Origin of the sequence: Mesorhizobium sp. WSM4312 (assembly GCF_002294875.1) — a bacterium.
Taxonomy (GTDB): domain Bacteria; phylum Pseudomonadota; class Alphaproteobacteria; order Rhizobiales; family Rhizobiaceae; genus Mesorhizobium.
This window is the reverse complement of record NZ_NSFU01000001.1, coordinates 243,747-268,537: the sequence shown is the minus strand read 5'-3', so window position 1 is coordinate 268,537 and position 24,791 is coordinate 243,747. Positions and strand designations below refer to the sequence as shown.

General features: G+C 63.8%; 19 protein-coding genes and 1 tRNA gene. 7 read left to right on the top strand and 13 right to left on the bottom strand.

Annotated elements, in window-relative coordinates; translation table 11 throughout:
- Window positions 1–4: 4 nt before the first annotated feature.
- The 3 genes from CK228_RS01215 to CK228_RS01205 form a co-directional block, all read right to left on the bottom strand.
- Window positions 5–481 (bottom strand): DUF2938 domain-containing protein, encoded by a 477-nt coding sequence (locus CK228_RS01215; RefSeq protein ID WP_095786602.1) that lies wholly within the window; start codon window positions 479–481, stop codon window positions 5–7.
- A 93-nt stretch (window positions 482–574) separates the two neighbouring features.
- A complete protein-coding gene (locus CK228_RS01210) occupies window positions 575–1,057 on the bottom strand; it encodes a peroxiredoxin (protein WP_038645430.1) in 483 nt (160 codons plus the stop codon).
- Between the two features lie 83 nt (window positions 1,058–1,140).
- Window positions 1,141–1,947 carry a protein-disulfide reductase DsbD domain-containing protein gene (locus CK228_RS01205; protein WP_095771021.1) on the bottom strand — a complete coding sequence of 269 codons (807 nt, stop codon included), beginning with the start codon at window positions 1,945–1,947 and terminating at the stop codon, window positions 1,141–1,143.
- 170 nt (window positions 1,948–2,117) lie between these two features.
- Between CK228_RS01205 and CK228_RS01200 the strand changes: the two genes are divergently transcribed.
- On the top strand, window positions 2,118–2,726 hold the full coding sequence (locus CK228_RS01200) for a YqgE/AlgH family protein (protein ID WP_027046619.1): 609 nt from the start codon (window positions 2,118–2,120) through the stop codon (window positions 2,724–2,726).
- A 113-nt stretch (window positions 2,727–2,839) separates the two neighbouring features.
- Here CK228_RS01200 and CK228_RS01195 read toward each other — a convergent pair whose 3' ends face one another.
- From CK228_RS01195 to thrC, 4 genes are read right to left on the bottom strand one after another with little or no spacing between them, the layout of a single operon-like run.
- Window positions 2,840–5,728 (bottom strand): EAL domain-containing protein, encoded by a 2,889-nt coding sequence (locus tag CK228_RS01195; protein ID WP_095771018.1) that lies wholly within the window; start codon window positions 5,726–5,728, stop codon window positions 2,840–2,842.
- A 3-nt stretch (window positions 5,729–5,731) separates the two neighbouring features.
- Window positions 5,732–6,328 carry a GNAT family protein gene (locus tag CK228_RS01190; protein ID WP_095771017.1) on the bottom strand — a complete coding sequence of 199 codons (597 nt, stop codon included), beginning with the start codon at window positions 6,326–6,328 and terminating at the stop codon, window positions 5,732–5,734.
- Between the two features lie 14 nt (window positions 6,329–6,342).
- A complete protein-coding gene (locus CK228_RS01185) occupies window positions 6,343–7,635 on the bottom strand; it encodes a pitrilysin family protein (protein ID WP_095771016.1) in 1,293 nt (430 codons plus the stop codon).
- 14 nt (window positions 7,636–7,649) lie between these two features.
- Complete coding sequence (gene thrC / locus CK228_RS01180) at window positions 7,650–9,047, bottom strand: threonine synthase (RefSeq protein ID WP_095786601.1); 1,398 nt, start codon at window positions 9,045–9,047, stop codon at window positions 7,650–7,652.
- A 129-nt stretch (window positions 9,048–9,176) separates the two neighbouring features.
- Here thrC and CK228_RS01175 point away from each other — a divergent pair, with 129 nt between their 5' ends.
- The gene (locus CK228_RS01175) at window positions 9,177–9,905 is read left to right on the top strand and encodes a hypothetical protein (protein WP_095786600.1); all 729 of its coding nucleotides are present in this window, start codon (window positions 9,177–9,179) and stop codon (window positions 9,903–9,905) included.
- A 40-nt stretch (window positions 9,906–9,945) separates the two neighbouring features.
- Here CK228_RS01175 and CK228_RS01170 read toward each other — a convergent pair whose 3' ends face one another.
- The gene (locus CK228_RS01170; protein ID WP_095771425.1) at window positions 9,946–10,635 is read right to left on the bottom strand and encodes an HAD family phosphatase; all 690 of its coding nucleotides are present in this window, start codon (window positions 10,633–10,635) and stop codon (window positions 9,946–9,948) included.
- Window positions 10,636–10,811: 176 nt separating this feature from the next.
- On the opposite strand from CK228_RS01170, the gene CK228_RS01165 reads away from it, so the two are divergent.
- Entirely contained in the window at window positions 10,812–11,945 is a 1,134-nt protein-coding gene (locus tag CK228_RS01165; RefSeq protein ID WP_095771013.1) for a site-specific DNA-methyltransferase, read from the top strand.
- Between the two features lie 40 nt (window positions 11,946–11,985).
- Here the strand turns inward: CK228_RS01165 and CK228_RS01160 are convergent, their stop codons facing one another.
- Together CK228_RS01160 and mutY are read right to left on the bottom strand one after the other, a co-directional pair.
- A complete protein-coding gene (locus CK228_RS01160) occupies window positions 11,986–12,624 on the bottom strand; it encodes an HAD family phosphatase (RefSeq protein WP_095786599.1) in 639 nt (212 codons plus the stop codon).
- A gap of 10 nt (window positions 12,625–12,634) precedes the next feature.
- Entirely contained in the window at window positions 12,635–13,753 is a 1,119-nt protein-coding gene (gene mutY, locus CK228_RS01155) for an A/G-specific adenine glycosylase (RefSeq protein WP_179295763.1), read from the bottom strand.
- Window positions 13,754–13,808: 55 nt separating this feature from the next.
- On the opposite strand from mutY, the gene CK228_RS01150 reads away from it, so the two are divergent.
- From CK228_RS01150 to smc, 3 genes are all read left to right on the top strand, one after another.
- Window positions 13,809–14,318, top strand: a complete 510-nt coding sequence (locus CK228_RS01150; RefSeq protein ID WP_095786597.1) for a DUF721 domain-containing protein — start codon at window positions 13,809–13,811, stop codon at window positions 14,316–14,318.
- Between the two features lie 154 nt (window positions 14,319–14,472).
- The gene (locus CK228_RS01145) at window positions 14,473–15,216 is read left to right on the top strand and encodes a DsbA family protein (protein WP_095786596.1); all 744 of its coding nucleotides are present in this window, start codon (window positions 14,473–14,475) and stop codon (window positions 15,214–15,216) included.
- 117 nt (window positions 15,217–15,333) lie between these two features.
- Window positions 15,334–18,792, top strand: a complete 3,459-nt coding sequence (smc, locus tag CK228_RS01140) for a chromosome segregation protein SMC (RefSeq protein ID WP_095786595.1) — start codon at window positions 15,334–15,336, stop codon at window positions 18,790–18,792.
- Between the two features lie 109 nt (window positions 18,793–18,901).
- On the opposite strand, the gene CK228_RS01135 is transcribed toward smc, so the two are convergent.
- The 3 genes from CK228_RS01135 to CK228_RS01125 all read right to left on the bottom strand — a co-directional run bounded on the left by CK228_RS01135 (window position 18,902) and on the right by CK228_RS01125 (window position 21,682).
- Window positions 18,902–20,992: an O-antigen ligase family protein gene (locus tag CK228_RS01135; protein WP_095786594.1), complete on the bottom strand. Its 2,091-nt coding sequence runs from the start codon at window positions 20,990–20,992 to the stop codon at window positions 18,902–18,904.
- Window positions 20,993–21,135: 143 nt separating this feature from the next.
- Window positions 21,136–21,210, bottom strand: a tRNA-Gln gene (locus tag CK228_RS01130).
- Window positions 21,211–21,337: 127 nt separating this feature from the next.
- Window positions 21,338–21,682, bottom strand: coding sequence for a VOC family protein (locus CK228_RS01125; RefSeq protein WP_032929385.1), 345 nt, complete (start codon window positions 21,680–21,682; stop codon window positions 21,338–21,340).
- A 225-nt stretch (window positions 21,683–21,907) separates the two neighbouring features.
- Here CK228_RS01125 and ppdK point away from each other — a divergent pair, with 225 nt between their 5' ends.
- On the top strand, window positions 21,908–24,586 hold the full coding sequence (ppdK, locus tag CK228_RS01120; RefSeq protein WP_095786593.1) for a pyruvate, phosphate dikinase: 2,679 nt from the start codon (window positions 21,908–21,910) through the stop codon (window positions 24,584–24,586).
- Window positions 24,587–24,791: the final 205 nt, after the last annotated feature.

Here is a 24,791-nt window from a genome sequence, read left to right as displayed (position 1 = left end):
ACTCTCAGCGTATCAGCAGCGCCGTTCCCCAAAGTCCGAGCGCGAAGACCGTGTGCGCCACCAGGTTCAGCGCCCGGATCCGCATCGGATTGGGCCGCCTCGAGGCTGCCCATCCGGCACCCATGCCGGGCGCCAGCAGGAACCAGCCGGCGCCGACGGTGACGATCCCAAGGATAAAGGCCGGCAGGAAGGTCGGCGCGGCAAGCCAGTCCGTTCCAGCCAGCACTACCAGGATGATGGCGTAGACGATGCCGACGAAATAGTGAAACGCCCAGCCCAGCGCCACTTCGTGCGCGTAGGCTGCCGCGTCGCCGATATCATCGTGAAAGACCTTGTCGGTGAGATGCCAGACCCAGCGACCGACCGGTCCCCAGTTCGGCCGTGGCTGGCCAAACGCCTTGTGGAGCAGGATGGCCCAGAGATCCATCAGCACCGTGGCGCCGATGCCGATCACGACGGCGCGCCAGAAGACGTCAAACATCCTTGGGGTCCCCCCGAAAGCCGGCAGTTCTGGGGTGCAAGCGGTCCTCGGGCGAGGTCAGCCTTGCGGCCCGCCCGACGCGACCGTTGAAGCCTAGAGCTGTCCGAGAATATGAGCCGCGCCCGACTCGTCGACGCCGGGCTTGGTCTCGACATTGATCGCGGTGACCTTGCCGTCGTCGACGATCATCGAAAACCGCTTCGAGCGCAGGCCCATGCCGGCGGCGGAAAGGTCGTTGTCGAGGCCGACCGCCTTGGCGAAATCGCCGCTGCCGTCGGCGAGGAACAGGATCTTGCCCTCACCGCCGGTGAAGCGCGCCCAGGCGCCCATGACATGGACGTCGTTGACCGACACGACGGCGATGGTGTCGACGCCGCGGGCCAGGATGGCGTCATGGTTTTCGAGATAGCCGGGCAGATGGTTGTTGCTGCAGGTCGGCGTGAAGGCGCCGGGAACACCGAACAGGACCACTTTCTTGCCCGGAAAAATCTCGGCTGAGGTGATCGTCTTGGCGCCGTCATCGGTCATCGTCTTGAACGTTACCTCGGGCAGCTTGTCGCCGACGGAAATGGTCATGAGTTCCTCGCTTGGAGAATGGGAAGGATGCATGCTTGCGTAGCGAACTCGGCGGCGTCCTGCAACCGTTCGGGCAAGCTGGATCAAGGGAAAGGCAGCAGCCCTTCGACGGCACCGGCCGAGCTCGTCAGCGTGTAGTGAAGTCCGCCATCCGTTGGCGTTGCCGAGGGGCGGTCGAGGATCGGCACGGTGAAGATCAGCTTGCCGTCCTTTTCGCTGCGGGAAGGAGCGCCGAACATGTAATCCTGCTCGCCGGCGACGAAGAAATCCGCCGCGTCGGGGTCACCGGGAAAACTCGCCTCGACAACCAGCGTCTCATGATCGCCCGGCAGGACATTGATGCCGAAATCCGATCTCGCGGGCGCCGGCAACGCCGCGAAACTGGCCTTCACCAGCGCTGCATCGTCCGCATTGTCGGGGTCGGAACCAGGGTCGACCGTCAGCCGCGTCTGCACCGGTATGCAGATCGTTTCGCAAATGCCGAGGAAGACGTCGGCGTCGATGACGGCCGAATCCTTCGCTGCCGACAATTTGAACACCACCGGCAGCGAAACCGGATAGTTGTAGCCTGCCCATTTGCCATAACCATCGTCGTGGCGTTGCGGTGCCGGAAACGAGAGTGTGGCATCGGCAATATTGGTGCTGGCCGAAACATTGAGCTGCGGCGGCACGCCGGCGTCGCCCGGATCACGCCAATAGGTCTTCCAGCCCGGCTTGAGCGCGATGTCGAGAACGCCCTGGATGCGGCCGGCCTCGTCGGGTTTGCCTGATGTCACCAGCCGCACCTTGCCGCCCTCGCTGTTGTACCAGGCGGACGAGGAGGCGGTGGCGGGGAGAACGCTCGCCGACCCGATGGCGGTGCCGAGCAGCAGGATTTTCAAGCTTTGCATGGCGGTGATTTGATCGTCCGTTCGTGGCGGTGCAATGATTTCGTGGCCCTGCCGCCATCATATTTGCGTGACCCATGGTGGCAAGCCGTGGCGGCCTGGCACCATGGGCTTTGGTCGAATCCGGCGCGGCGCATCTTTTCGGCGCCCGGGAAACACGGTACCCTCCTGCCATGGATTTGTTGCGCCACAAAAAGACGGCTGCTGGACGCGGCTTTCTCGACGATCAGTTCCTGATTGCCATGCCTGGCATGAAGGACGACCGTTTCACGCGCTCGGTCATCTACATCTGCGCGCACAGCGACGAAGGCGCGATGGGCCTGATCATCAACCAGACACAGCAGATGCTGTTTCCGGATCTGTTGGTGCAGCTCGGCATCATGAACGAGCAGGAGGCGATCCGCCTGCCGGCGCAGGCGCGCGATTTCGTCGTGCGCAATGGCGGACCTGTCGATCGCAGCCGGGGGTTCGTCCTGCATTCTGGCGACTACCGCGTGGAATCGTCGCTGACCGTTTCCGACGACATCTGCCTGACCGCGACGGTCGATATATTGCGCGCCATATCCTCGGGCCGCGGCCCGCGTCACGCGCTGATGGCGCTCGGCTATTCCGGATGGGGCGCCGGCCAACTGGAAACCGAGATCGCCGAGAATGGCTGGCTGACCTGTCCGGCCAGTCCCGAACTTCTCTTCGACGCCGACATCGAGCGCAAATACGATCGCATCCTCGCCTCGATCGGCATCGACCTCGCCCATCTCAGCCTGGCCGCAGGACACGCCTAGCCTATCACGCGGACCCCAGAGGCCGTTTCGAAACTCGCTCATGTGAGTCATTTGACGGTGATTTCGAGAACCGGAGCGGAGCGTACTTAACGTCTGTGAGCATCGGAGGCGCTCTAAGCCTGAGTCAGCGGATACTGTTCCTTCAACGTCTTCAGCACCTGGTCGCCCGGCATCGGCGCGCCGAACATGAAGCTCTGCACATATTCGCAGCCCATCTGGCGCAGTTCCAGCGCATCGCGTTCGTCCGAGATGCCCTCCGCGACCACCGACAGGCCGAGCTCATGCGCCATGTTGACCATGGATTTGAGCAGCACGGCGCGCTTCGGCGTGCTGTCGTCGACAAAGCTCTTGTCGATCTTGATCGTGTCGAACGGGAACCGTGTCAGATAGGCGAGCGATGAATAGCCCGTGCCGAAATCGTCCAGCGACAGGCCGATGCCGAGCTGTTTCAGCTTGGTCAGCACATGGGCGGTCTGCTCGGGATTGTCCATCACCAGCGACTCGGTGAGCTCGAGCCGGAAGCAACGCGGCTTCAGATTGGCCCGTGCGATGACCGAGCGGACATCGCTGACAAGGTCGCGGCGGATCAGCTGGCGGCTGGACAAATTGACCGAGACCGACAGTGGTGCGTCGCCGATCTGCTTCTGCCATCCGGCGAGGTCTTCCGCCGCCTGCTGCATGGCGAACAGGCCGAGCTGCACGATCAGCCCGCAGCTTTCGGCGACCGGAATGAAATCTGCCGGCGGGATCATGCCGCGGCGCGGATGGTCCCAGCGCAGCAAGGCCTCGAAGCCGGCGACGCTGCCGTCCTCCAGCCGCACGATCGGCTGGTAAGCCAGCGTGAATTCGCGCCGCTCGATGGCGCGCCGCAGGTCGGATTCGAACTGCAGCCGGTCGGTGCCGACGGTACGGAAGGCCGGGCGGAACGGCTCGATCCTGTCGCCACCAAAACGCTTGGCCTGGTGCATGGCAAGCTCGGCGTCCTTGACCATGTCCTCGGCCGAAGTCTGCGCCGAGGTCCATGTGATCAGGCCGATCGAGGCGGTCAGCACGATCTCGCGCTTGGCGAAGGTGATCGGGTTGTTGATCGCATGCTTGATGGCGTCCGCCACGCCGGCAATGCGGGCAGGGTCCTGTTCGGACAAAAGCATCAGCGCGAACTGGTCGCCGGCAAAGCGCGACAGCGAATCCTTCGGCTTCAACAGCCGGTGCAGGCGGCGCGCTATGGTGAGCAGGATGGTGTCGCCTGCCGAGATGCCGAGCCCGTCATTAACCTGCTTGAAGCGGTCGATGTCGATCACGAAGACGGTCGGACGCACCTTCTCTTCGGTGCGGGCGATCGAGATGATCGCTTCCAGCCGGTTCATGAACAATTCGCGGTTCGGCAGGCCGGTCAGATTGTCGTGCACGGCGTCGTGCAGCAGCCGCTCCTCTGACTTCTTCTGCTCGGTGACGTCGACCATGGTGCCGACGCAGCGGATGACCTCGCCGTCCGATCCGATGACCGGCCGTGCCCGCAAGGCGAACCAGTGATAATGCCCGTCGGCGCCGCGCAGGCGGAAATTCTGCGCCACCCGGCCGCGGCGGTGCTCCAGCACCACGTCGAGCGTCGTGCGGAACGTGTCGCGGTCGTCGGCATGCAGCACCGGCAGCCAGTTGCGCGCCGCACCACCAAGGCTGTTGGGCGCCAGGCCGAGCTGGATGCTCACGTCGGGTTTGGTGACGACGCGGTCGCGCAGCACGTCCCAGTCCCACACCGTGTCGCCCGACCCGGCAACGGCCAGCGCCTGGCGTTCGAGGTCGGAGAACAGCCCCTGATGCAGTGCACCGCCGGCAAAGGCGTGCTGCATGACGGTGAAGCCGATCAGCAGGATGATCAGGATCAGCCCGCCGCCGAGCGCCGGCTGGGCGATGTCGTTGTCGAGCATGCCGGTGATCGCCATCCACGACCCGCATAGCCACAACAGCACCATGACCCAACTGGGCACCAGCATGATGGCGCGGTCATAACCACGAATGCCGAGGAAGATGATCAGGCCGAGCCCGGTCAACGCGGTGGCGGCAAAGGAGATGCGGGCGATGCCGGCGGCGACCGCCGGATCGACGATGGCCACGCCTGCAATCAGCACCAGCCCGAGGATCCAGACCAGCGCGCCGTAGCTGAAATGGCCGTGCCAGCGGTTGAGGTTGAGATAGGCGAACAGGAAGACCACGAAGGTCGCTGCAAGCGCCACCTCCGTTCCCGCCCGCCACATCTGCTCGTTGCCGGGCGAGATCTCGATGACCTTGTTGAGGAAGCCGAAATCGACGCAGATATAGGCAAGCACCGCCCAGGCGAGGGCCGCGGTCGCCGGGAACATCGAGGTTCCCTTGACCACGAACAGGATGGTCAGGAACAGTGCCAGAAGGCCTGCAATGCCGATGACGATGCCGCGAAACAGCGTGTAGGAGTTGACCGAGTCCTTGTAGGCCTCGGGCTCCCACAGATAGACCTGCGGCAGCTTGGGCGAGGCGAGTTCGGCGATGAAGGTGATCACCGTTCCCGGGTTCAGCGTCACCCGGAACACATCGGCGTCGGGGCTGGTCTGGCGGTCGAGCGCGAAGCCCTCGCTGGGCGTGATCGCCGCAATGCGGGTGGCGCCGAGATCGGGCCAGAAGATGCCGGAATTGACCAGCCGGAAATGCGGCGCCACGATCAGCCTGTCGAGCTGCTGGTCCGTGGTGTTGGCCAGCGCGAACACCGCCCAGTCGCCGGTCGAGCGCGCGTCATTGGCCTCGACCTCGATGCGCCGCACGATGCCGTCAGGCCCGGGCGCGGTCGACACCTGGAAGTTCTCACCCTGGTTGCGGTAGATCTCGAAGGCGCGCGACAGGTCGAGCGCGACGTCGTCGCGGGCAATCTTGATCGGTTCGACGGCAAGGGCCGACGAAGCCGCGCACAGCGTCAGGATTGCCGCGAGGACAAAGGCGAACAGCGGCCCGTTTCGCAGGAAATTCGTCAAAAATCAGTCCTTCGTTCCTGCGTCCAGCGGATCGTCCGCGATCCGGGCGTAGAGGTAATGGTCCTGCCAGATGCCGTTGATCCTGAGATAGGATCTTAACAGTCCTTCGCGCCGGAATCCGGCTTTTTCAAGCACGCGGATCGACCGGATGTTGTCGGGAATACAGGCCGCCTCGATCCGGTGCAACCTCAGCGTATCGAAGGCGAAGCGGGCCACGACCTTGACCGCGTCCGTCATCAGGCCACGGCCGCCGAAGCGCTCGCCGATCCAGTAGCCGACATGGCCGCTTTGCGAGACACCGTGGCGTATGTTGCCGAGCGTGATGCCGCCGGCCAGCTTGCCGCTCGACTTCTCGAAGATGAAGAAGGCGATCGCGGTTCCCTGCGCATAGTCTTCGCGATAGCGGCTGATGCGCAGCCGCCATGCCGTGCGGTCGAGCTCGTCGGGGGTCCAGCGCGGCTCCCACGGCTCCAGGAAGGCCCGGCTTTCGCCGCGCAATGTCGACCATTCCCGATAGTCGTTGGTGTATGGCACGCGCAGCGTGACGAGATTGCCCTTCAGCGCCGGCAGATCACGGCGAAAGAAAGCGAGCGCGAACACGGCGCTTTGGGGACTCAGACGGCGAGTCTGCGGGCCGTGGTCTGCGTGCCCGGAAGCGAATCGAGGATCGCCTCATATGGTGCCAGCGTACCCACGGGCCCGACAGCGGTAAGCGTCGGCTTGGTCGAGAACATCCGCGACGACAGGTCGGTCAGCCGCTCCACCGTCAGCGCCGACAGGCGCTCCATCAATTCCTCCTTGGCGATCGGCCTGCCGAACAAAAGCAGTTGCCTTGCGATCTGCGAGGCGCGGCTGGCCGGGCTTTCGGCGGACATGATCAGCCCGGCGCGATACTGGGCGCGGGCGCGGTCGAGTTCTTCCTGCAGGATGTTCTCGCCCGCCTTCTGTAACTCGTCGATGATGACAGGCACGAGTTCGGCGATGTCGCTCTGGCCGGTCGCGGCATGGACGCCGAAGACGCCGGTGTCGGAAAAGCCCCAGTGGAAGGCATAGACCGAATAACACAGGCCGCGTTTCTCGCGGACTTCCTGGAACAGGCGCGACGACATGCCGCCGCCGAGGATCATCGACAGCACCTGCGAAGCGTAGAAGTCGCGCACATGGTAGGCGCGGCCTTCGAAGCCCAGCACGATCTGTGCATCCATCAGGTCGCGGTCCTCGCGAAAATCGCCGCCGACATATTGTGCATATTGCGGGATGGTGCTGTCGGCCTTGCTGCGGAAGCCGCCAAGCTGCTTCTCCACCTCGCGCACGAAATTGTCGTGCTTGATGTCGCCGGCGGCCACGATCACCATCCGCTCGGCGCCATATTGGCGTTCGATGAAATCGTGCAACTGCTTGGAAGTAAAGGATTTGACGGTTTCCGGCGTGCCCAGGATCGAGCGGCCGATGGTCTGGTGGCGAAAGGCCGTCTCGGTGAAACGGTCGAAGACGATATCGTCTGGCGTATCGTGCGCGGCGCCGATCTCCTGCAGGATGACGTGCTGCTCGCGCTCGAGCTCCTGCGGGTCGAATTCGGACTCCTGCAGGATGTCGGCGAGGATGTCGACGGCCAGCGGCACGTCGTCGGACAGCACCCTGGCGTAGTAGGAGGTGGTCTCGACACTGGTGGCGGCGTTGATCTCACCGCCGACATCCTCGATTTCCGAGGCGATTTCGAAGGCCGTCCGCCGCTTCGTGCCCTTGAACGCCATGTGCTCGAGCAGATGGGCCATGCCATGCTCTTCATCACGCTCATTGCGGGCACCGGACTTGACCCAGGCACCCAAGGCAACCGATTCGATACTTGGAAGGGTTTCGGTGGCGACTGTCAGGCCGTTCGACAGACGGCTTACCTCAACACCCATATGGCTCGTACTCCCTAACGCGCCGCTCGCGCACGGCGGCTGACGTAATCTTCCACCATTTTCAGGTCGGATGGAAGTACCGTGTATTTTTCCTCAAATGTCATCAATCCACCTAGCCATGCGGGCAGGGCCGGCGAGACACCGCTGGCGGCCTCGACGGCGGCCGGAAATTTTGCCGGATGGGCGGTGCCCAGCACCACCATCGGCACGGCGCCCGATGCCTTGCCGGCCGCGACATGCATGGCCGCCGCGGTATGCGGATCCAGAAGATAATTGCTGGCCGCGAGCGTCGAACGGATGGTGGCGGCGACTTCGTCCATGGTGGCGCGGCCGGCGTCGAATTCGGACCGCATCCCATTGATTTCGCTGGCTTCTATGGTGAAGGCCCCGGACTGTTTCAGGCCGTCCATGTAGCGTCGCACGGTCGCCGCGTCGCGGTTGGAGGCTTCGAACAGCAGGCGTTCGAAATTCGACGAAACCTGGATGTCCATCGACGGTGAGGTGGTCGCAAAGACACCCTTGGTGCGGTACTCGCCGGTGGCGAAGGTGCGCGCCAATATGTCGTTGTCGTTGGTGGCGATGACCAGCCGTTCGATCGGCAGGCCCATCTTCTTGGCGGCATAGCCGGCGAAGATATCGCCGAAATTGCCCGTCGGCACGGTGAACGACACCGGCCTGTCCGGCGCGCCGAGCGACAGGGCCGAGGAGAAATAGTAGACGATCTGGGCCATGATGCGCGCCCAGTTGATCGAATTGACCCCCGACAGCGCCACCCGGTCGCGGAAAGCGTGGTCGTTGAACATGTCCTTGAGCAGGCCCTGGCAGTCGTCGAAATTGCCTTCGATCGCCAGCGCGTGGACGTTTTTGGCCTTCGACGTCGTCATCTGGCGCTGCTGCACCGGTGAAACGCGGCCATGCGGGAACAGGATGAAGATGTCGGTGCGGCTGCGCCCGGCAAAGGCGTCGATCGCCGCGCCGCCGGTGTCGCCTGACGTGGCGCCGACGATGGTGGCATGCTGGTCGCGTTCGGCAAGCACATGGTCCATCAGCCGGGCGAGCAGCTGCATCGCCACATCCTTGAATGCCAGCGTCGGCCCATGGAAGAGTTCGAGGACAAACGTGTTGGGGCCGGTCTGGACAAGCGGGCAGACCGCCTCGTGGCGGAACGTGGCATAGGCTTCGCGCATCAGGCGCTCGAAAACCGGCGCCGGAATTTCGCCGTCAAGGAACGGCGACAGCACGCGGATCGCGAGATCGGGATAGGCAAGGCCACGCATGGCGCGGATCTCGGAAGCTGAAAACTGCGGCCACTCGCGCGGCACGTAAAGCCCGCCATCGCGCGCCAGCCCCGCCAGCACGGCATCGGAAAATCCAAGCGCGGGTGCTTCCCCGCGCGTACTCACATATTGCATGTCTCAGTCCCGTTGCCGCTTGGCTTTTGCGTTCACCACAAGGTGGTTAATTTCTGTGCCGGCTCCAGTCGCATTTTTGCCGCGCCGTTGATATACGTCACCAGCTTTACGAGAGGGAAGTGCAGTTTCATGGCGTTTCGTTCATCACGTGGCCGCTTTTTGGCGGGTCTTGCGCTCACCGGCTTTATGCTCGCCGCCGCCGGCTGCCAATCGGGCGACAATGGCATCCTCAACCTCGGTTTCGGCAAGAAGGACCCGACGGCGCCTCCGCCTCCGCAGGATCCCAAGATTCTGGCCAGCCAGCTGAACGCCTATTGCCCGCGGGTGACGGTGCGCGACGGCACGGCCTTTTTCAACACCTATGCCAACGAGGTCAAGAAGGCCAAGCCGAAGCTCAAGAAGACCGGCGATGCCGCTGCAGATGCCGCAGCCCAGGCTGCGGCTGACGCCGTCGCCGCCACGCCGCCCGATGATTCCGCGAGGATCATCTACCAGGCGTCGATTTCCGACGTGACCCGCGATTGCAGCCGCGCCGACGGACAGCTGACGATGAAGATCGCGGTTGCCGGCAAGATCGTGCCGGGAGCGAAGTTTACGCCCGGCACCATCACCATGCCGATCCGCACCGCGGTGATGCACGGCACCGACGTGCTTTACTCGCAGATTCACCAGTACCAGGTCCAGGTAACCGATCCGTCGGTCGCCACCCAGTTCGTCTTCACCGATTCCAATGTCGTCGTGCCAGCACCGACGGCGCAGGATTATCAGGTCTATGCCGGCTATGACGAAACCGCGCCGAAGGCGACGACGGACAAGCCGAAGAAGACTCGCAGGAAGAAGGCCGCTGCGACGAACTGAGCGGTCATCGATACAGCGTGCGCCCGGCCGGGCGCGCGTCTCAGGCGTCGGCCGACCATTCCGACAGCGCCGCGATCACGCTTTTCAGCTCTGCCCAGCGGCGGATCACCGTTTCGGCGCCGGCCTCGGTCAGCGCGTCGGCATGGCCGGGATAGGTGTGACTGGCGCCGGTGAAGCCGATCACCCGCATGCCGGCTGCCCTGGCGCCAGCGACGCCGTGCACGGAATCCTCGATGACGAAAGTGTTGGCCGGGTTCGCGCCGAGTCTTTCCGCCGCGAACAGGAACACGTCCGGCGCAGGTTTGGTCTTTTTGCTCGGTATTTCCAGTGCCGAGAAGATGCGGCCGGCGAAGAACGGCAGCAGATGCACTTTCTCCAGCATGAATTCTATCCGCTCCGAGCGTGAGTTGGAGCAAATACAGCGTTGCGCAGTGACCGATACGACCGCTTCGCGCACGCCCTCGATGGCACGCACATCGCTGCGCAGTTTGCGGTCGACGAGTTCTTCGGCGCGGTCGATCAGCGACGCCTGGAACGGAATCTTGGACTTCTCCTCGATCCGCATCAGTATGTCCTTGAACGTCAGGCCCGCATAACTTTCGGCAATCTCCTCGGCCGAGATTTCATATCCGGCGAGCGTTATCAGCTCGGCCTCGACCCGCGCGGCGATGATTTCGGAATCGACGAGCACGCCGTCGCAATCGAAGATGACAAGGTCTGGCTGGGGCATGGTGATCCGGACAAGGAAAGGATGAAGCGGCCGTGAGGGCCTCGGGCGGCGCGGCATACACCAATGGCCCGGCCTTCGCAAACCTGGCAGGCCTATCCGCGAGCCTTCACCGAATATTTACGCTGATCGGTAACCATAACGGGGAGTAAACAGTAACGCGTGCCTTGGGTGTAAAAATGTCTGCCGTGCGTCTTCTCCACGAGTTGTCCCACGCTCCCCAGCAATCCGAATGGCTGGACACGATCCTCAAGGGCGACTGCGTGGCGGCCCTCGACCGGCTGCCGGAAAAGTCGGTCGACGTCATCTTCGCCGATCCCCCCTACAATCTGCAACTCGACGGCGATCTGCACCGGCCCGACCAGTCCAAGGTCGACGCGGTCGACGATCACTGGGACCAGTTCGAGAATTTCGAGGCCTACGATGCCTTCACCCGCGCCTGGCTTTTGGCGGCGCGCCGCGTGCTGAAGCCCAACGGCACGATCTGGGTCATCGGCTCCTATCACAACATCTTCCGGGTCGGCGCCAAGATGCAGGATCTGGGCTTCTGGATCCTCAACGACGTGGTCTGGCGCAAGACCAACCCGATGCCGAATTTCCGTGGTCGCCGTTTCCAGAATGCGCATGAAACGATGATCTGGGCTTCCCGGGACCAGAAGGGCAAGGGCTACACCTTCAACTACGAGGCGCTGAAGGCGTCCAACGACGATATCCAGATGCGTTCGGACTGGCTGTTCCCGATCTGCACCGGTGGCGAGCGGCTGAAGAACGACAATGGCGACAAATTGCACCCGACGCAGAAGCCGGAGGCGCTGCTCGCCCGCATCATGATGGCCTCGACCAAGCCGGGCGACATCGTGCTCGACCCTTTCTTCGGCTCCGGCACGACGGGTGCGGTCGCCAAACGACTCGGTCGCCATTTCGTCGGCATCGAGCGCGAGCAGGCCTATATCGATGCCGCCAACGAACGCATCGATGCGGTGCGGCCGCTGGAGGATGCCGATTTGACGGTATTGACCGGCAAGCGCGCCGAGCCGCGCGTTGCCTTCGTCAGCCTCATCGATACCGGGCTGATGACGCCGGGCGCCACGCTTTACGACGCCAAGAAGCGCTGGGCGGCCAAGGTGCGCGCCGACGGCACGGTGGCGATCGGCGACAGCGCCGGCTCGATCCACAAGATCGGCGCCGAAGTGCAAGGCCTGGACGCCTGCAATGGCTGGACCTTCTGGCATTATGAGCGCAGCGGCGGACTGACCCCGATCGACGAACTGCGCCGCATCGCCCGTCTCGGCATGGAGCGGGCAGGGGGCTGACCCCCTGCCGAATTATCGCGTATCGCGTTGAATCAAAATCTCAGCGGATCGCCGCAAGCGATTCAGATCGCGCCTTGATTCCCAAGCGTTCAAGATCTGCTTGAAGTGTCCTGGCATCGGTGAACAGCACGGCTTGCCAGCCCGCGGCCTTGGCGCCGTCGACATTCTTCTGGCTGTCGTCGATGAACAGCGTCGCGGAGGGCTCTAGCCCGAACGCAGCCACGTGATGGTCATAAATATCCCGATCCGGCTTGATCTTGCCGATCTCGCCCGAGATGGTCACCCCGCGTGGCCGATTGAGGAAATCGAAGCGTTCGCGGGCTTCCGCCAAAGTGTCGGAGGCAAAATTGGTCAGCATGGTCACGTCGTGGCCGCTTTCGATCAGGCCAAGCATGATTGCGACGCTGTCGTCATAGGCGTGCGGCACCATGTCGTGCCAGTGGCGGCGGAAGTTGCGGATGTTTTCCGCATGGTCGGGATGCTCGGCAATCAGCAGCGCCTCTGCCTCCTCCCAGCTCCGGCCGCGATCCTGCTCGATGTTCCAGTCATGCGTGCAGACATTGTCGAAGAACCACTTCCTCTCTTCGGCATCGGGAATGAGGCGGCTGAACGGAATGTTCGGGTCGTAGTGGATCAGCACACGGCCGATGTCGAAAACGATGTGGCGGATCTCGGTCATGAAGCCTCTTTCAATGCGGGCGTTGCTTTTTCGTCGCGCCGGGTATCGCAGCCTCGATTGCCTTTTTCATGACAGTGGGCAGTGCCTCGCCGGAAATCTCGTGGGCGTGCGACCAGAAATGCCCTGCCGGCGCATCACCTTTGATGTGGGCGTGAAAGACTTCGAGCTCGAGCGCGAAATGGGTGAAGACATGCGTGATTGTCCCGGCGCGCCGCCAGTCGCCGGGAAAGGGCGCCGCCGCCTGCGTGGTGGCTCCGTCCACCCGCGCGGTCCAGCCCGTTGTCGGCACCTCGGTCATGCCGCCAAGCAACCCTTTCTCCGGCCGTTTGCGCAGAAGAATGGCACCATCCTCGCGCATGGCGACGAAAGCAGCGCCGCGTCGCTGCGGCTTGTCGGCTTTGGGCAGCCGCACCGGGAAGTTTTCAGGGTCGCCCGAAACGACGGCACTACAGCTCTTGCGCAGCGGGCACAGCATGCAGCGCGGCCGGCGCGGGGTGCAGATCGTGGCGCCGAGATCCATCATCGCCTGGGCGAAATCGCCCGGCCTCGCCGTCGGCACCATGGCCTCGACATGGGCGCGTATCTCGGTCTTGGCTTCGCTGAGCAGCGTGGTGATCGAAAACAGCCTCGATATGACGCGTTCGACATTGCCGTCGACCACGGCGGCGGGGCAGTCGAAAGCGATCGCCGTGATTGCCGCCGAGGTGTAGGCGCCGATGCCGGGCAAGTCTCTCAAACCGGCCTCGGTGTCGGGAAACCGGCCGCCACGCGCCGCCACCAGATCGGCGCAGGCCTTGAGGTTGCGGGCGCGGGAGTAATAGCCGAGCCCCGCCCAGGCCTTCATGACGTCCTCGGTCGGTGCCGCTGCCAGTGCCTCGACATCGGGCCATTTCTCGACAAAGACGCGGAAATAGGATTTCACCGCCTCGACCGTGGTCTGCTGCAGCATGACTTCGGACAGCCAGATGCGGTAGGGGTCGGGCCGCACACCGCGTGCATGCTCGCGCGGGCTCACCCGCCACGGCAATTCACGATGATGCATGTCGTACCAGGCGAGCAGGCGCGACGCGGTATCGTCCGGCATTGGCTTGCGTGTCTGGGCCTTGCGGGTCTGGTCTGCTGGTGCCATTGATCGTGTATTGGCCTGGCCGGTAATCTGCTGGGGTCGTGGCTGGAGAACGTACATGGCAGGGAGAACGCCCTACGGCAATCCCGTCCCGGTGAGCGATCTTGCCACCAAAATCCTCGACCCGGTGCTGCGCAAGCGGGCAGGCATCTCGATTGGTCTCGTTCAGTCCTGGGAAGAGATCGCCGGGCCGCGCCTCGCCAGCCGCTCGCGGCCTGAGAAAATTCAGTGGCCGCGCCGCCTGCATGAGGACGATCCGTTCGAGCCGGCGGTATTGGTCATTGCCTGCGAAGGCATGGCGGCACTTCATCTGCAGCACGAAACCGGCGAGATCATCAACCGGGTCAACGCCTTCCTCGGCTTTACGGCGATAGGCCGCATCAGGATCGTGCAAAAACCGGTGACGACGGACAAGGGACGGCCTAAACCGACCTTCAGGCCGTTGACGGCGGCGGAGCAGACCAGATTGTCCAATACGGTCGAGCTGATCGAGGATGACGGGCTGCGTGCCTCGCTGGAAAGGCTTGGCGCAACCATTTTGGGTGAAAGGAAGCCAAAAACCCCTTGAAGACAGTCATGGATTTGTCGTCAACATCTCGCATTCGTGATCACCTTTGTCAGGTTTCGCGATTGGATTGGGGATGGAGATGCCTTAATTCGCGCCAACTCTCGCCTTTTCGTGCCTTTGCATTGCAAAATCCAACCCTTGTCAGGTGATTCGTATGAACCGTCCTCCGTTCGGCAAAAGTCTGTCTCGCAGAAACGTCCTGTCTTCGCTGGCCGCCATTCCGGCGGTGGCCCTGCTCGCCGCCTGCAGCGACTCCGGCGAACAGGCCAAGGCGGCGGATGTGAAGCCCGCGGATCCGGCCGCCCCCGCAAAGCCGGCCACGCCGGCTGCCGCTCAGGTTCCCGAGTCCCAGGGCAATGTCGACATGGCGGAACTGCTGAAGCCGGGCGCACTGCCCGACAAGCAGCTTGGCAAGGATGACGCCAAGGTCACCATCGTCGAATACGCCTCGATGACCTGCCCGCATTGCGCGCATTTCGCCGAAACCACCTTCCCGGACCTGAAGACGAAGTACATCGACACCGGCAAGGCGCGCTATATCCTGCGCGAATTCCCGTTCGATCCGAGCGCGGAAGCCGGTTTCATGCTGGCGCGCTGCGCCAAGGATAACTATTTCCCGATGGTGGACGTGCTGTTCAGGCAGCAGGCGAACTGGGTTGGCGTGTCGAACACCAAGGATGCGCTGCTGCAAATCTCGAAGCTCGCCGGTTTTACACAGGAGTCCTTCGAGGCCTGCTTGACGGACCAGAAACTTCTGGACGATGTGAGATCGGTCCAGAAGCGCGGCGCCAATGAATTCAAGGTCGACTCGACACCGACCTTCTTCATCAACGGTAAGACCTACAAAGGGGCGATGTCGATTGAGGAAATGTCGGCCATCATCGACCCTCTGCTCTGACATCAGTTCAGCGCTGAAGCGGCAGTGCTCCGGCGCTGCCCTGCCTTTTGTCTTGCCGCGGGCTCTCTCCGCAAAGCCGCGGAACACTTTTGCTGAACACGCCTATGAGGCGCGCGAATGAGGTTTTCGCGCCTTCGCCTCCTCGGTTTCAAGTCCTTCGTCGAGCCCGGCGAGTTCGTCATCGAACGCGGCCTGACGGGTATTGTCGGGCCAAACGGCTGCGGCAAGTCGAACCTTGTCGAGGCGCTGCGCTGGGTGATGGGCGAAAGCTCCTACAAGAACATGCGCGCGTCCGGCATGGACGATGTCATCTTTTCCGGTTCAGGCACACGGCCCGCCCGCAACACCGCCGAAGTCACGCTTTTCCTCGACAACAGTGATCGTTCGGCGCCCGCTGCCTTCAACGACGCCGACGAGTTGCAGGTGTCGCGCCGCATCGAGCGCGAGGCGGGCTCGCTCTACCGTATCAACGGCAAGGAAGCGCGCGCCAAGGATGTGCAGCTTCTGTTCGCCGACCAGTCGACCGGCGCGCGCTCGCCCTCGATGGTCGGGCAGGGCCGTATCGGCGAACTGATCCAGGCCAAGCCGCAGGCGCGCCGCGCCCTGCTCGAAGAGGCGGCCGGCATTTCCGGCCTGCACACCCGCCGCCACGAGGCGGAACTTCGGCTGAAGGCGGCCGAACAGAATCTGGAACGCCTGGACGACGTCGTCGGTGAACTGGAAAGCCAGATCGAAAGCCTGAAGCGCCAGGCGCGCCAGGCCTCGCGCTTCAAGAACCTGTCGGCCGATATCCGCAAGGCCGAAGCGACGTTGCTGCATCTGCGCTGGACGCTGGCCAAGACGCAGGAAGGCGAGGCACGTTCTGCGCTGGCTGTTGCCACGGCACTGGTCGGCGACCGCGCCGCCGCGCAGATGAACGCGGCCAAGGAACAGGGCATCAGCGCTCATCGCCTGCCCGATCTGCGCGATGCGGAAGCCGCCGCCGCCGCCGCCTTCCAGCGCCTGTCGATCGCCAGGTCGCAGATCGAGGAGGAGGCCGGCCGCATTCGCAACCGCCAGGCTGAAATCGAGCGCCGCCTGCAGCAGCTCGACGGAGACATCGCCCGCGAAGAGCGGATGGTGCGCGACAATGCCGATGTCCTCGAACGGTTGCGCACCGAGGAAGCCACGCTGAATTCCGAAAACGCTGGTGCGGCCGAGCGCGAGACCACCACCCGCGCGGTGTTCGAACAGGCGGCATCGACGCTGGCGCAAAGCGAAGCCAGGCTCGCCACGCTGACCGCCGAACGCGCCGAGGCCGCCGCTTCGCGCCATCAGATCGAGCGCACGCTGCGCGAGACCGCCGAGCGCCGCGATCGCTTCACCCGCCAGCTCGCCGAGGTCGACCGCGAATTGTCGGATATCCTCTCCAAGGTCGCCGGCCTGCCGGATCCGGCTGAAAAGCGCGTCCTGGTCGAGCAGGCCATGGCACTGCTAGAAGAATCCGAGGCCGCCGTGGCGCAGGCCGAACAATCGGTCATCGATGCCCGCGCCGCCGAAAGTGCTGCCCGCCCGCCGCTTCAGGATGCAAGGGCCGAACTGGCGCGGATCGAGACCGAAGCACGCACGCTGGCCAAGATACTCAATGCCGCCAGTGGCGATCTCTTCCCTTCGGTGCTGGAGCAGATCAGCGTCGAGCGCGGCTTCGAGACGGCGCTGGGTGCTGCCCTTGGCGAAGACCTCGACGTGCCGCTCGACCGCAGCGCGCCGGCGCATTGGGGCGAAAGCCAGATCCAACCCGGCGACGCGGCCCTACCGGAAGGCATCAAGAGCCTCGCCAGCGTGGTTCGTGCCCCGGCGCAGCTTGCCCGCCGCCTGGCGCAGATCGGCATTGTCGAGGCCGCGGACGGCCGCCGGCTGCAGGCGCTGCTTGCGCCTGGCCAGAGGCTGGTCAGCCGCGAAGGCGCGCTGTGGCGCTGGGATGGCCTGACCGCCAGCGCCGATGCGCCGACGGCCGCCGCACAAAGGCTGGCGCAGAAGAACCGGCTTGCCGAACTTGACGCCGAAGCGGTGCAGGCGACGCTTGTCCTGCGCCAGGCCGAGGAAGCGCTGGCACGGGCCGAGCAGGCGCTTCGCCAGGCGAGCGAGGCCGAACGCAACACACGCCAGGCCGGACGCGATGCCCAGCACCGGCTGGACGCGGCCCGCAATGCGCTGGCCGAGGCCGAAAAGGCCGGTGGCGAGCTGGCGAGCCGGCGCGCGGCGCTGGATGAGGGGCGCGCGCGCATCGTCGACAGCCATGAGGAAACCTCGGCGGCTTTCGTCGAGGCCGAAATGCTGCTGCAGGACGCGCCGGATCTCGGCGACCTGCAATTGCAGCTCGAACAGTCCTCGGCCAATGTCTCCCGCGACCGCGCCACGCTTGCCGACGCGCGGGCCGTCCATGAAGGGCTGCGGCGCGAGGCCGAGGCGCGGACGCGCCGGCTCGATGCCATCGGCGCCGAGCGCAGCAACTGGCTGGTACGCGCCGAAAATGCCTCGACCCAGATCGCCTCGCTCGGTGAACGCAAGGCCGAGGCCGAGGCCGAGCGCGAACGGCTGGCCGACGCGCCCGATGAGATCGACGCCAAGCGGCGCGCGCTGCTGTCGCAATTGACCGAGGCCGAGACCTTGCGCAAGGCGGCCGCCGACCGGCTGCAGGAAGCGGAAAACAGGCAGGCCGATCTGGACAAGCTGGCCACATCAGCCATCCAGTCACTGGCCGAGGCGCGCGAGACCCGTGCCCGTGCCGAGGAAAGGCTGACGGCGGCCGACGAGCGCCGGCTGGAGGTCGAGGCGCGTATCCAGGAAACGCTGAACACGCCGCCGCATCTGGTCATCCGCCACACCGGCCTGGAAGCCGACGACCCAATACCCGAAATGGCAGAGATTGAGCGCCAGCTCGACCGGCTGAAGATCGAGCGCGAACGGCTCGGCGCCGTCAATCTGCGCGCCGAGGAAGAGCAGAAGGAGCTCTCCGACCGGCTCGAAGCGATCGTTACCGAGCGCGAGGACATCATCGAGGCGATCCGCAAGCTTCGGCAGGCGATCCAGAGCCTCAATCGCGAAGGCCGCGAGCGGCTTCTGGCCGCCTTCGACGTCGTCAACAGCCACTTCCAGCGTCTGTTCTCGCATCTGTTCGGCGGCGGCACGGCGGAATTGCAACTGATCGAATCCGACGATCCGCTCGAGGCAGGCCTCGAAATCCTTGCCCGCCCGCCCGGCAAGAAGCCGCAGACCATGACGCTGCTGTCCGGCGGCGAGCAGGCGCTGACGGCGATGTCGCTGATCTTCGCCGTCTTCCTGACCAACCCGGCGCCGATCTGCGTGCTCGACGAAGTCGACGCGCCGCTGGACGATCACAATGTCGAGCGCTTCTGCAATCTCATGGACGAGATGGCCAAGACCACCGAGACGCGATTCGTCATCATCACCCACAACCCGATCACCATGGCGCGCATGGACCGGCTGTTCGGCGTGACCATGGCCGAGCAGGGCGTCAGCCAGCTCGTTTCGGTCGACCTTCAGGCCGCCGAGGCGATGCGCGAGGCGAGCTGATCCATCCGGGCTGCCGGATCGCCGCTGGCAGGATTCGTCCGGCGACAAAAAAATCTCATCCTGCTCCAACGACAATCTGGAACCGCCGCACACGCGGCATGCCGGCCGCCTAGAAATAGGTTCTCGGCGCGATAAGGTTGTTCTGCTGGCGCAGATAGAAACAATAGAAGCCGAATGCGGCAGCAAACCACATGAAGGCCTCGCCCATCGCCAGCCGGTTGTTCGAATTGCTGAGGATGGTGAGGGCAAAGAAGACCAGCGTTGAGATATAGCAGGGCCAGGCGGCCGGCGCGATGAGCCTGGCCCGCACGGCCAGCAGGACCTGCCTGGCCGACCAGATGTAGAGAAAGGCAAAGAAGGCCAGCCCGACCACGCCATAGCGCACGGCTATCTCCAGATAACCGTTGTGGAAGACGTTAAAGATCATCGGATGATAGGTTCTGTTCTGCCATTCGGTGAGCCAGCTGGAACTGGCTCCGAAGATCGGGTGGCGTTTCCAGACCTCGATCGCGTCGTACCACAGCATGAGCCTTTCCCTGGCCGCGAGCGGGACCGTACTGCTTGCGATGGCGCGGTCGAAGGCCGGCAAGACGCCATGGCTCAAAACATCCGAAACCAGCCCCCTGACGAAGATCATGGTGTCGCCGGCCGTGGACCAGAAGATGTCGTGTGCGGCGACAACGCCGGCTGCCACGATTGCCAGCACACCGCCCCCGACCATCAGCTCGCGGCGATGGCCTCTCGCCAGCGTCATGACTGCCAACACGAGCAGGGCGAGCGCCAACGCGAGCCAGACCCCCTTTGATCGCAGCGCAATGATGTTGACGAGAGCAAACACAAGGACGGCTGTCGACAGCGCCCAGTGCAGGCTTTTGGTCACTTTGTCCAGGTCGGTTCTTTGGGCCGTGTAAGCCATGAACTGCAGCGTGCACAAGAAGATGAAACCAGCCGACACCGACGCATGGATGGGATTGTTGAAAAGCCACGGCTCCGGTCTGGTGCCGTGAAGCATGTCCGAATAGCCGGTGTCAGCCGCCAGGAAGACAAGGCTGAGGATCATGAACCAGAGGACGAGCCGCGCCGGCCGCCTGACAAACAGCAGGAGGGCGAAGCCGGTCGTCGCATAAAACAGCGGAAACAGATAGATGCCTTCGGCGCTGCCCAACTGGTGGGTGCCTAAATAGACGATCGCCAGTCGGATGAAGGCATAGAGCGACCAACCCATGCACAGACCGCCGACCCAACCGATCAGTGGCTTGCTGTAGGTCCACAAATCCACCCTGAACCAGCGGATGAGCGCGACCAAGGCCAGGGCCAGGCCCGCATAGCGATAGGTGTGGCCTTCGCGCCAGACCGCCGAGACCAAAGCCAGAATGGCGAGTGCCGCAAGCAACAGAAGCAGGGTGTTGCGCGGCGTGTCCTCCCTGGCGTAGTCCACGGTTTCCCGCGGCAAGGGCGGCCGCAGCAGCACGTGGTGCAGGCGGCGCAGCTCGTCGATGGCTCGCAATGCCCCGGCACTTAGCCGACTCGGCCCGCGAAGCCTTGCGGATTTATAGCTGCCCGAAGGGCCGGCTATGTCGGAAATCGCGCTGCTCCTGGCAAAGCCAAGCACGTTTTGGCGAGCCGAATAGACTTTCAGGCCGGTATCCCAAAATCGTTCGAGTGCGACGTCCCACGGCATTTTCATCACCGCGAGCGCCGACAACAGCCCCTGTGCCCCCTCCCGTGTCACCAGATAGGCGGCGGCCGAGCCTTGTGGGCCATGCAGCGCTCGACCAATCTCGTCGCCTTGCGTCGTCGCCACGGCACGCATGAAGAAGCTCATGCGATGGTTGGTCAGCTTTATGACGTCGAAATCCGGCACCGCGGCAATGATGGCCTCGATGCGCCGTATGGTGTTTTCGCCGAAGGAGACGTCGTCCTCGACAATCAGGCCATGGGCGCCGCCGCCGGCCAGGAACGTTTCCAGCGCTTGGATATGGCTGCGATAACAGGCATATTCGCCGGGCAGGATGTCGCGCCCGCTCAGCTTGCGCGCCGTTGGAAGATCGATCTCCGTCCAGTCCTCCTTGGCGAGCGCCCGGCCGTCGATGGCGGCAACGCGCTGCAAGGTCAGCCCGGCCGCCTCGGCGCTGGCGCACAATTCGCTCCAGCGACCGGTTTGGCGATCGAGGTTGATGGCGAAGATAGGAAGGTTCATTGAAATTCCACGTTGGACCGCCACCCCTTCGATGACCTTGTATGGAAAGGGGGAGATGTTCAAGGCGATACTGTTCAGGCCATGTGCAACATGGCGGCCCCGATTTGCCGGCCCTCATCTGTCCAGAACGGACCTTGTGCGCTTGGCTGGGGCGCCAGGATTCGAACCTGGGAATGTCGGTACCAAAAACCGATGCCTTACCACTTGGCGACGCCCCAATAGCCGTCAGAGTCGCTTGTGCGGCGCGTTATTAGCAGAGCAGCCGAAAAGCACAATGCTTATGAGCGAGGGCAGGAACGCCCCGATCGAGCAATCCACAAGGCAGCCGGATCCCATTCGGGTAGGCTATTGCCCCCAGACAGCCAGCTCATTGCCGGCCGGATCGACGAAGTGGAAGCGCCGGCCGCCGGGAAACGGGAAGATCGGCTTGATGATCGTGCCGCCTGCACTTTCGACGGCGCCGAGGGTTTCCTCGAGGTCGTCGCTATAGAGCACGGGCAGCGGCTTGGCTGGTGCTTCCGCGGCATCGGCCTGAAAACCGCCATCCAGGCCCTCGGCAAAGGCCGAATAGGTTGGCCCGTAATCGGTGAACGACCAGGCAAAGGCGGCACTGTAGAAAGCCTTCAACCGGTCCAGCGTGCCGCCGGTCGCCGGCATTTCCAGATAGTCGAGTTTTCCGGTCAGCTTCATGGGGCACCTTTTTGTTCCCTTTATGTTCTAGTCATCAAGTCGTGAGGTGGCAAGTCTTTTTGACGCATGCCCAAGCGAGGCTTTTTCTTAATCGATTGTAGCGGCGGGACGGCTCTGCCGGCGCTTGCCTTTCGCACTGCAGCATCATATCGCTCCAAAGTCGGATCAGGGTGGAACCTTCCGTTTCGCCAATCTTTCCAATCTCCTGCAACCGGAGAGCAAAGCATGACCAAATGGGTTTTCACCTTTGGCGATGGTGCGGCGGAAGGCCGTGCCGGCGACAAGAATCTGCTGGGCGGCAAGGGCGCCAACCTGGCCGAGATGTGCAGCCTGGGCCTGCCGGTGCCGCCAGGCTTCACCATCACCACCGAGGTCTGCAATGCCTACTATGCCAATGGGCGCGCCTATCCGGCGGGGCTGGAAGGCGACGTCGCGGTCGCGCTCGATCACATCGGCCGGCTGAGCGGGCGCCGGTTCGGCGATCCGTCGAAGCTGCTGCTGGTGTCGGTGCGCTCCGGGGCTCGCGCCTCGATGCCGGGCATGATGGACACTGTGCTCAATCTTGGCCTCAACGACGAAACGGTCGAGGCGCTGGCCACCGATTCCGGCGATGCGCGCTTTGCCTATGACAGCTACCGCCGCTTCATCCAGATGTATTCCGATGTCGTCATGGGCCTCGATCACGAGGTGTTCGAGGAAATCCTCGAAGACCAGAAGGCAAGCCTCGGCCATGAGCTCGACACCGAGCTGACGGCCATCGAATGGCAAGGCGTGATCGCGCTCTACAAGGCCAAGGTCGAGGAAGAGCTCGGCAGGCCGTTCCCGCAGGATCCGCAGGAGCAGCTCTGGGGCGCCATCGGCGCGGTGTTCTCGAGCTGGATGAACAACCGCGCCATCACCTACCGGCGCCTGCACGACATCCCCGAAAGCTGGGGCACGGCGGTCAACGTCCAGGCCATGGTGTTCGGCAATATGGGCGAGACTTCGGCCACCGGCGTCGCCTTCACCCGCAACCCATCGACCGGCGAAAAGCAGCTCTATGGCGAATTCCTGGTGAACGCACAGGGTGAGGATGTCGTCGCCGGCATCCGCACGCCGCAGAACATCACCGAGGCCGCCCGCATCGCCGCCGGCTCCGACAAGCCGTCGCTGCAGAAGCTGATGCCGGATGCCTTCCAGTCCTTCGTCACCATCTCCGACAGCCTGGAAAAGCACTATCGCGACATGCAGGACCTCGAATTCACCATCGAGCGCGGCAAGTTGTGGATGTTGCAGACCCGCTCGGGCAAGCGCACCGCCAAGGCGGCACTGAAGATTGCCGTCGAAATGGCAAGGGACGGCCTGATCACGAAGGAGGAAGCCGTCGCGCGCATCGACCCGGCCTCGCTCGACCAATTGCTGCACCCGACCATCGACCCGAAGGCCGCGCGCGACGTCATCGGCGTCGGCCTGCCGGCATCGCCGGGCGCTGCCACCGGCGAGATCGTCTTTTCCTCCGGCGATGCGGAGGACCTGAAGGCACAGGGCCGCAAGGCGATCCTGGTGCGCATCGAGACCAGCCCCGAGGATATCCACGGCATGCATGCGGCCGAGGGCATCCTGACCACGCGCGGCGGCATGACAAGCCACGCCGCCGTCGTCGCGCGCGGCATGGGCAAGCCTTGCGTCTCGGGCGCCGGGTCCCTGCGCGTCGACTACAAGGCCGGCACGCTGCTCTCGATGGGACAGACCTTTCGCAAGGGCGACATCATCACCATCGACGGCGGCAACGGCCAGGTGTTGAAGGGCGCCGTGGCGATGCTGCAGCCCGAACTGTCGGGCGATTTCGCCGCGATCATGGAATGGGCCGACGCGGTGCGGCGCATGAAGGTGCGCACCAACGCCGAAACGCCGCTCGATGCCCGCATGGCGCGTTCCTTCGGCGCCGAGGGCATCGGACTTTGCCGCACCGAGCACATGTTCTTCGACGGTGCCCGCATCGTCGCCATGCGCGAGATGATCCTGGCCGACACCGAGAAGGACCGGCGTGCCGCCCTTGCCAAGCTTCTGCCCATGCAGCGCTCGGATTTCCTGGAACTGTTCGAGATCATGGCCGGCCTGCCGGTGACGATCCGCCTGCTCGATCCGCCGCTGCACGAATTCCTGCCCAAGACCGAGGCCGAAATCGCCGAGGTCGCGGCCGTCATGAATGTGTCGCCCGACAAGCTCAGGCAGCGCACCGAGGCCTTGCACGAATTCAATCCGATGCTTGGCCATCGCGGCTGCAGGCTGGCCGTCTCCTATCCCGAGATCGCCGAGATGCAGGCACGCGCCATTTTCGAGGCTGCAGTCGAGGCCGGCCAGAAGGCCGGCGCGCTGGTTGTGCCCGAGATCATGGTGCCGCTGGTCGGCCTGGTGAAGGAACTCGACTACGTCAAGGCGCGCATCGATGCGGTCGCCAAGAGCGTCATGGATGAGAGCGGCGTCAAGATCGATTACCTGACCGGCACCATGATTGAGCTGCCGCGCGCGGCGATCCGTGCCCATGTCATTGCCGCTACAGCCGAGTTCTTCTCCTTCGGCACCAACGACCTCACGCAGACCACGTTCGGCATCTCTCGCGACGATGCGGCCTCGTTCCTGGAGACCTACCGCCAGAAAGGCATCATCGAGCAGGATCCGTTCGTCTCGCTCGACATCGATGGCGTCGGCGAACTGGTGCGCATGGCCGCGCAGAAGGGCAGGGCGACACGCCCCGACATCAAGCTCGGCATCTGCGGCGAACATGGCGGCGACCCGGCATCGATCCGCTTCTGCGAGGAGGTCGGGCTCGACTATGTGTCGTGCTCACCCTATCGCGTGCCGATCGCCAGGCTGGCGGCCGCGCAGGCCGCGGTACAGGTGGCGAAAGCGGAGCGCGGATAGGGAGATCAAGGCATTGCGCAATCGCACCGAGATGAAGCGGGAGCGTGCTGTCTGAAGGACGACTGATCGTCAGGCTACCGAATGGCGCTTGCACCAGTGCGGTCAAATTGCCGCGCCATGCATTTTTCTGCTATCCATCGTCCGATTTCCGCCTTTATGCGGGTCTTTGGATGCCGGCTTGAAATCGCCAATCAGGAATTCGGTT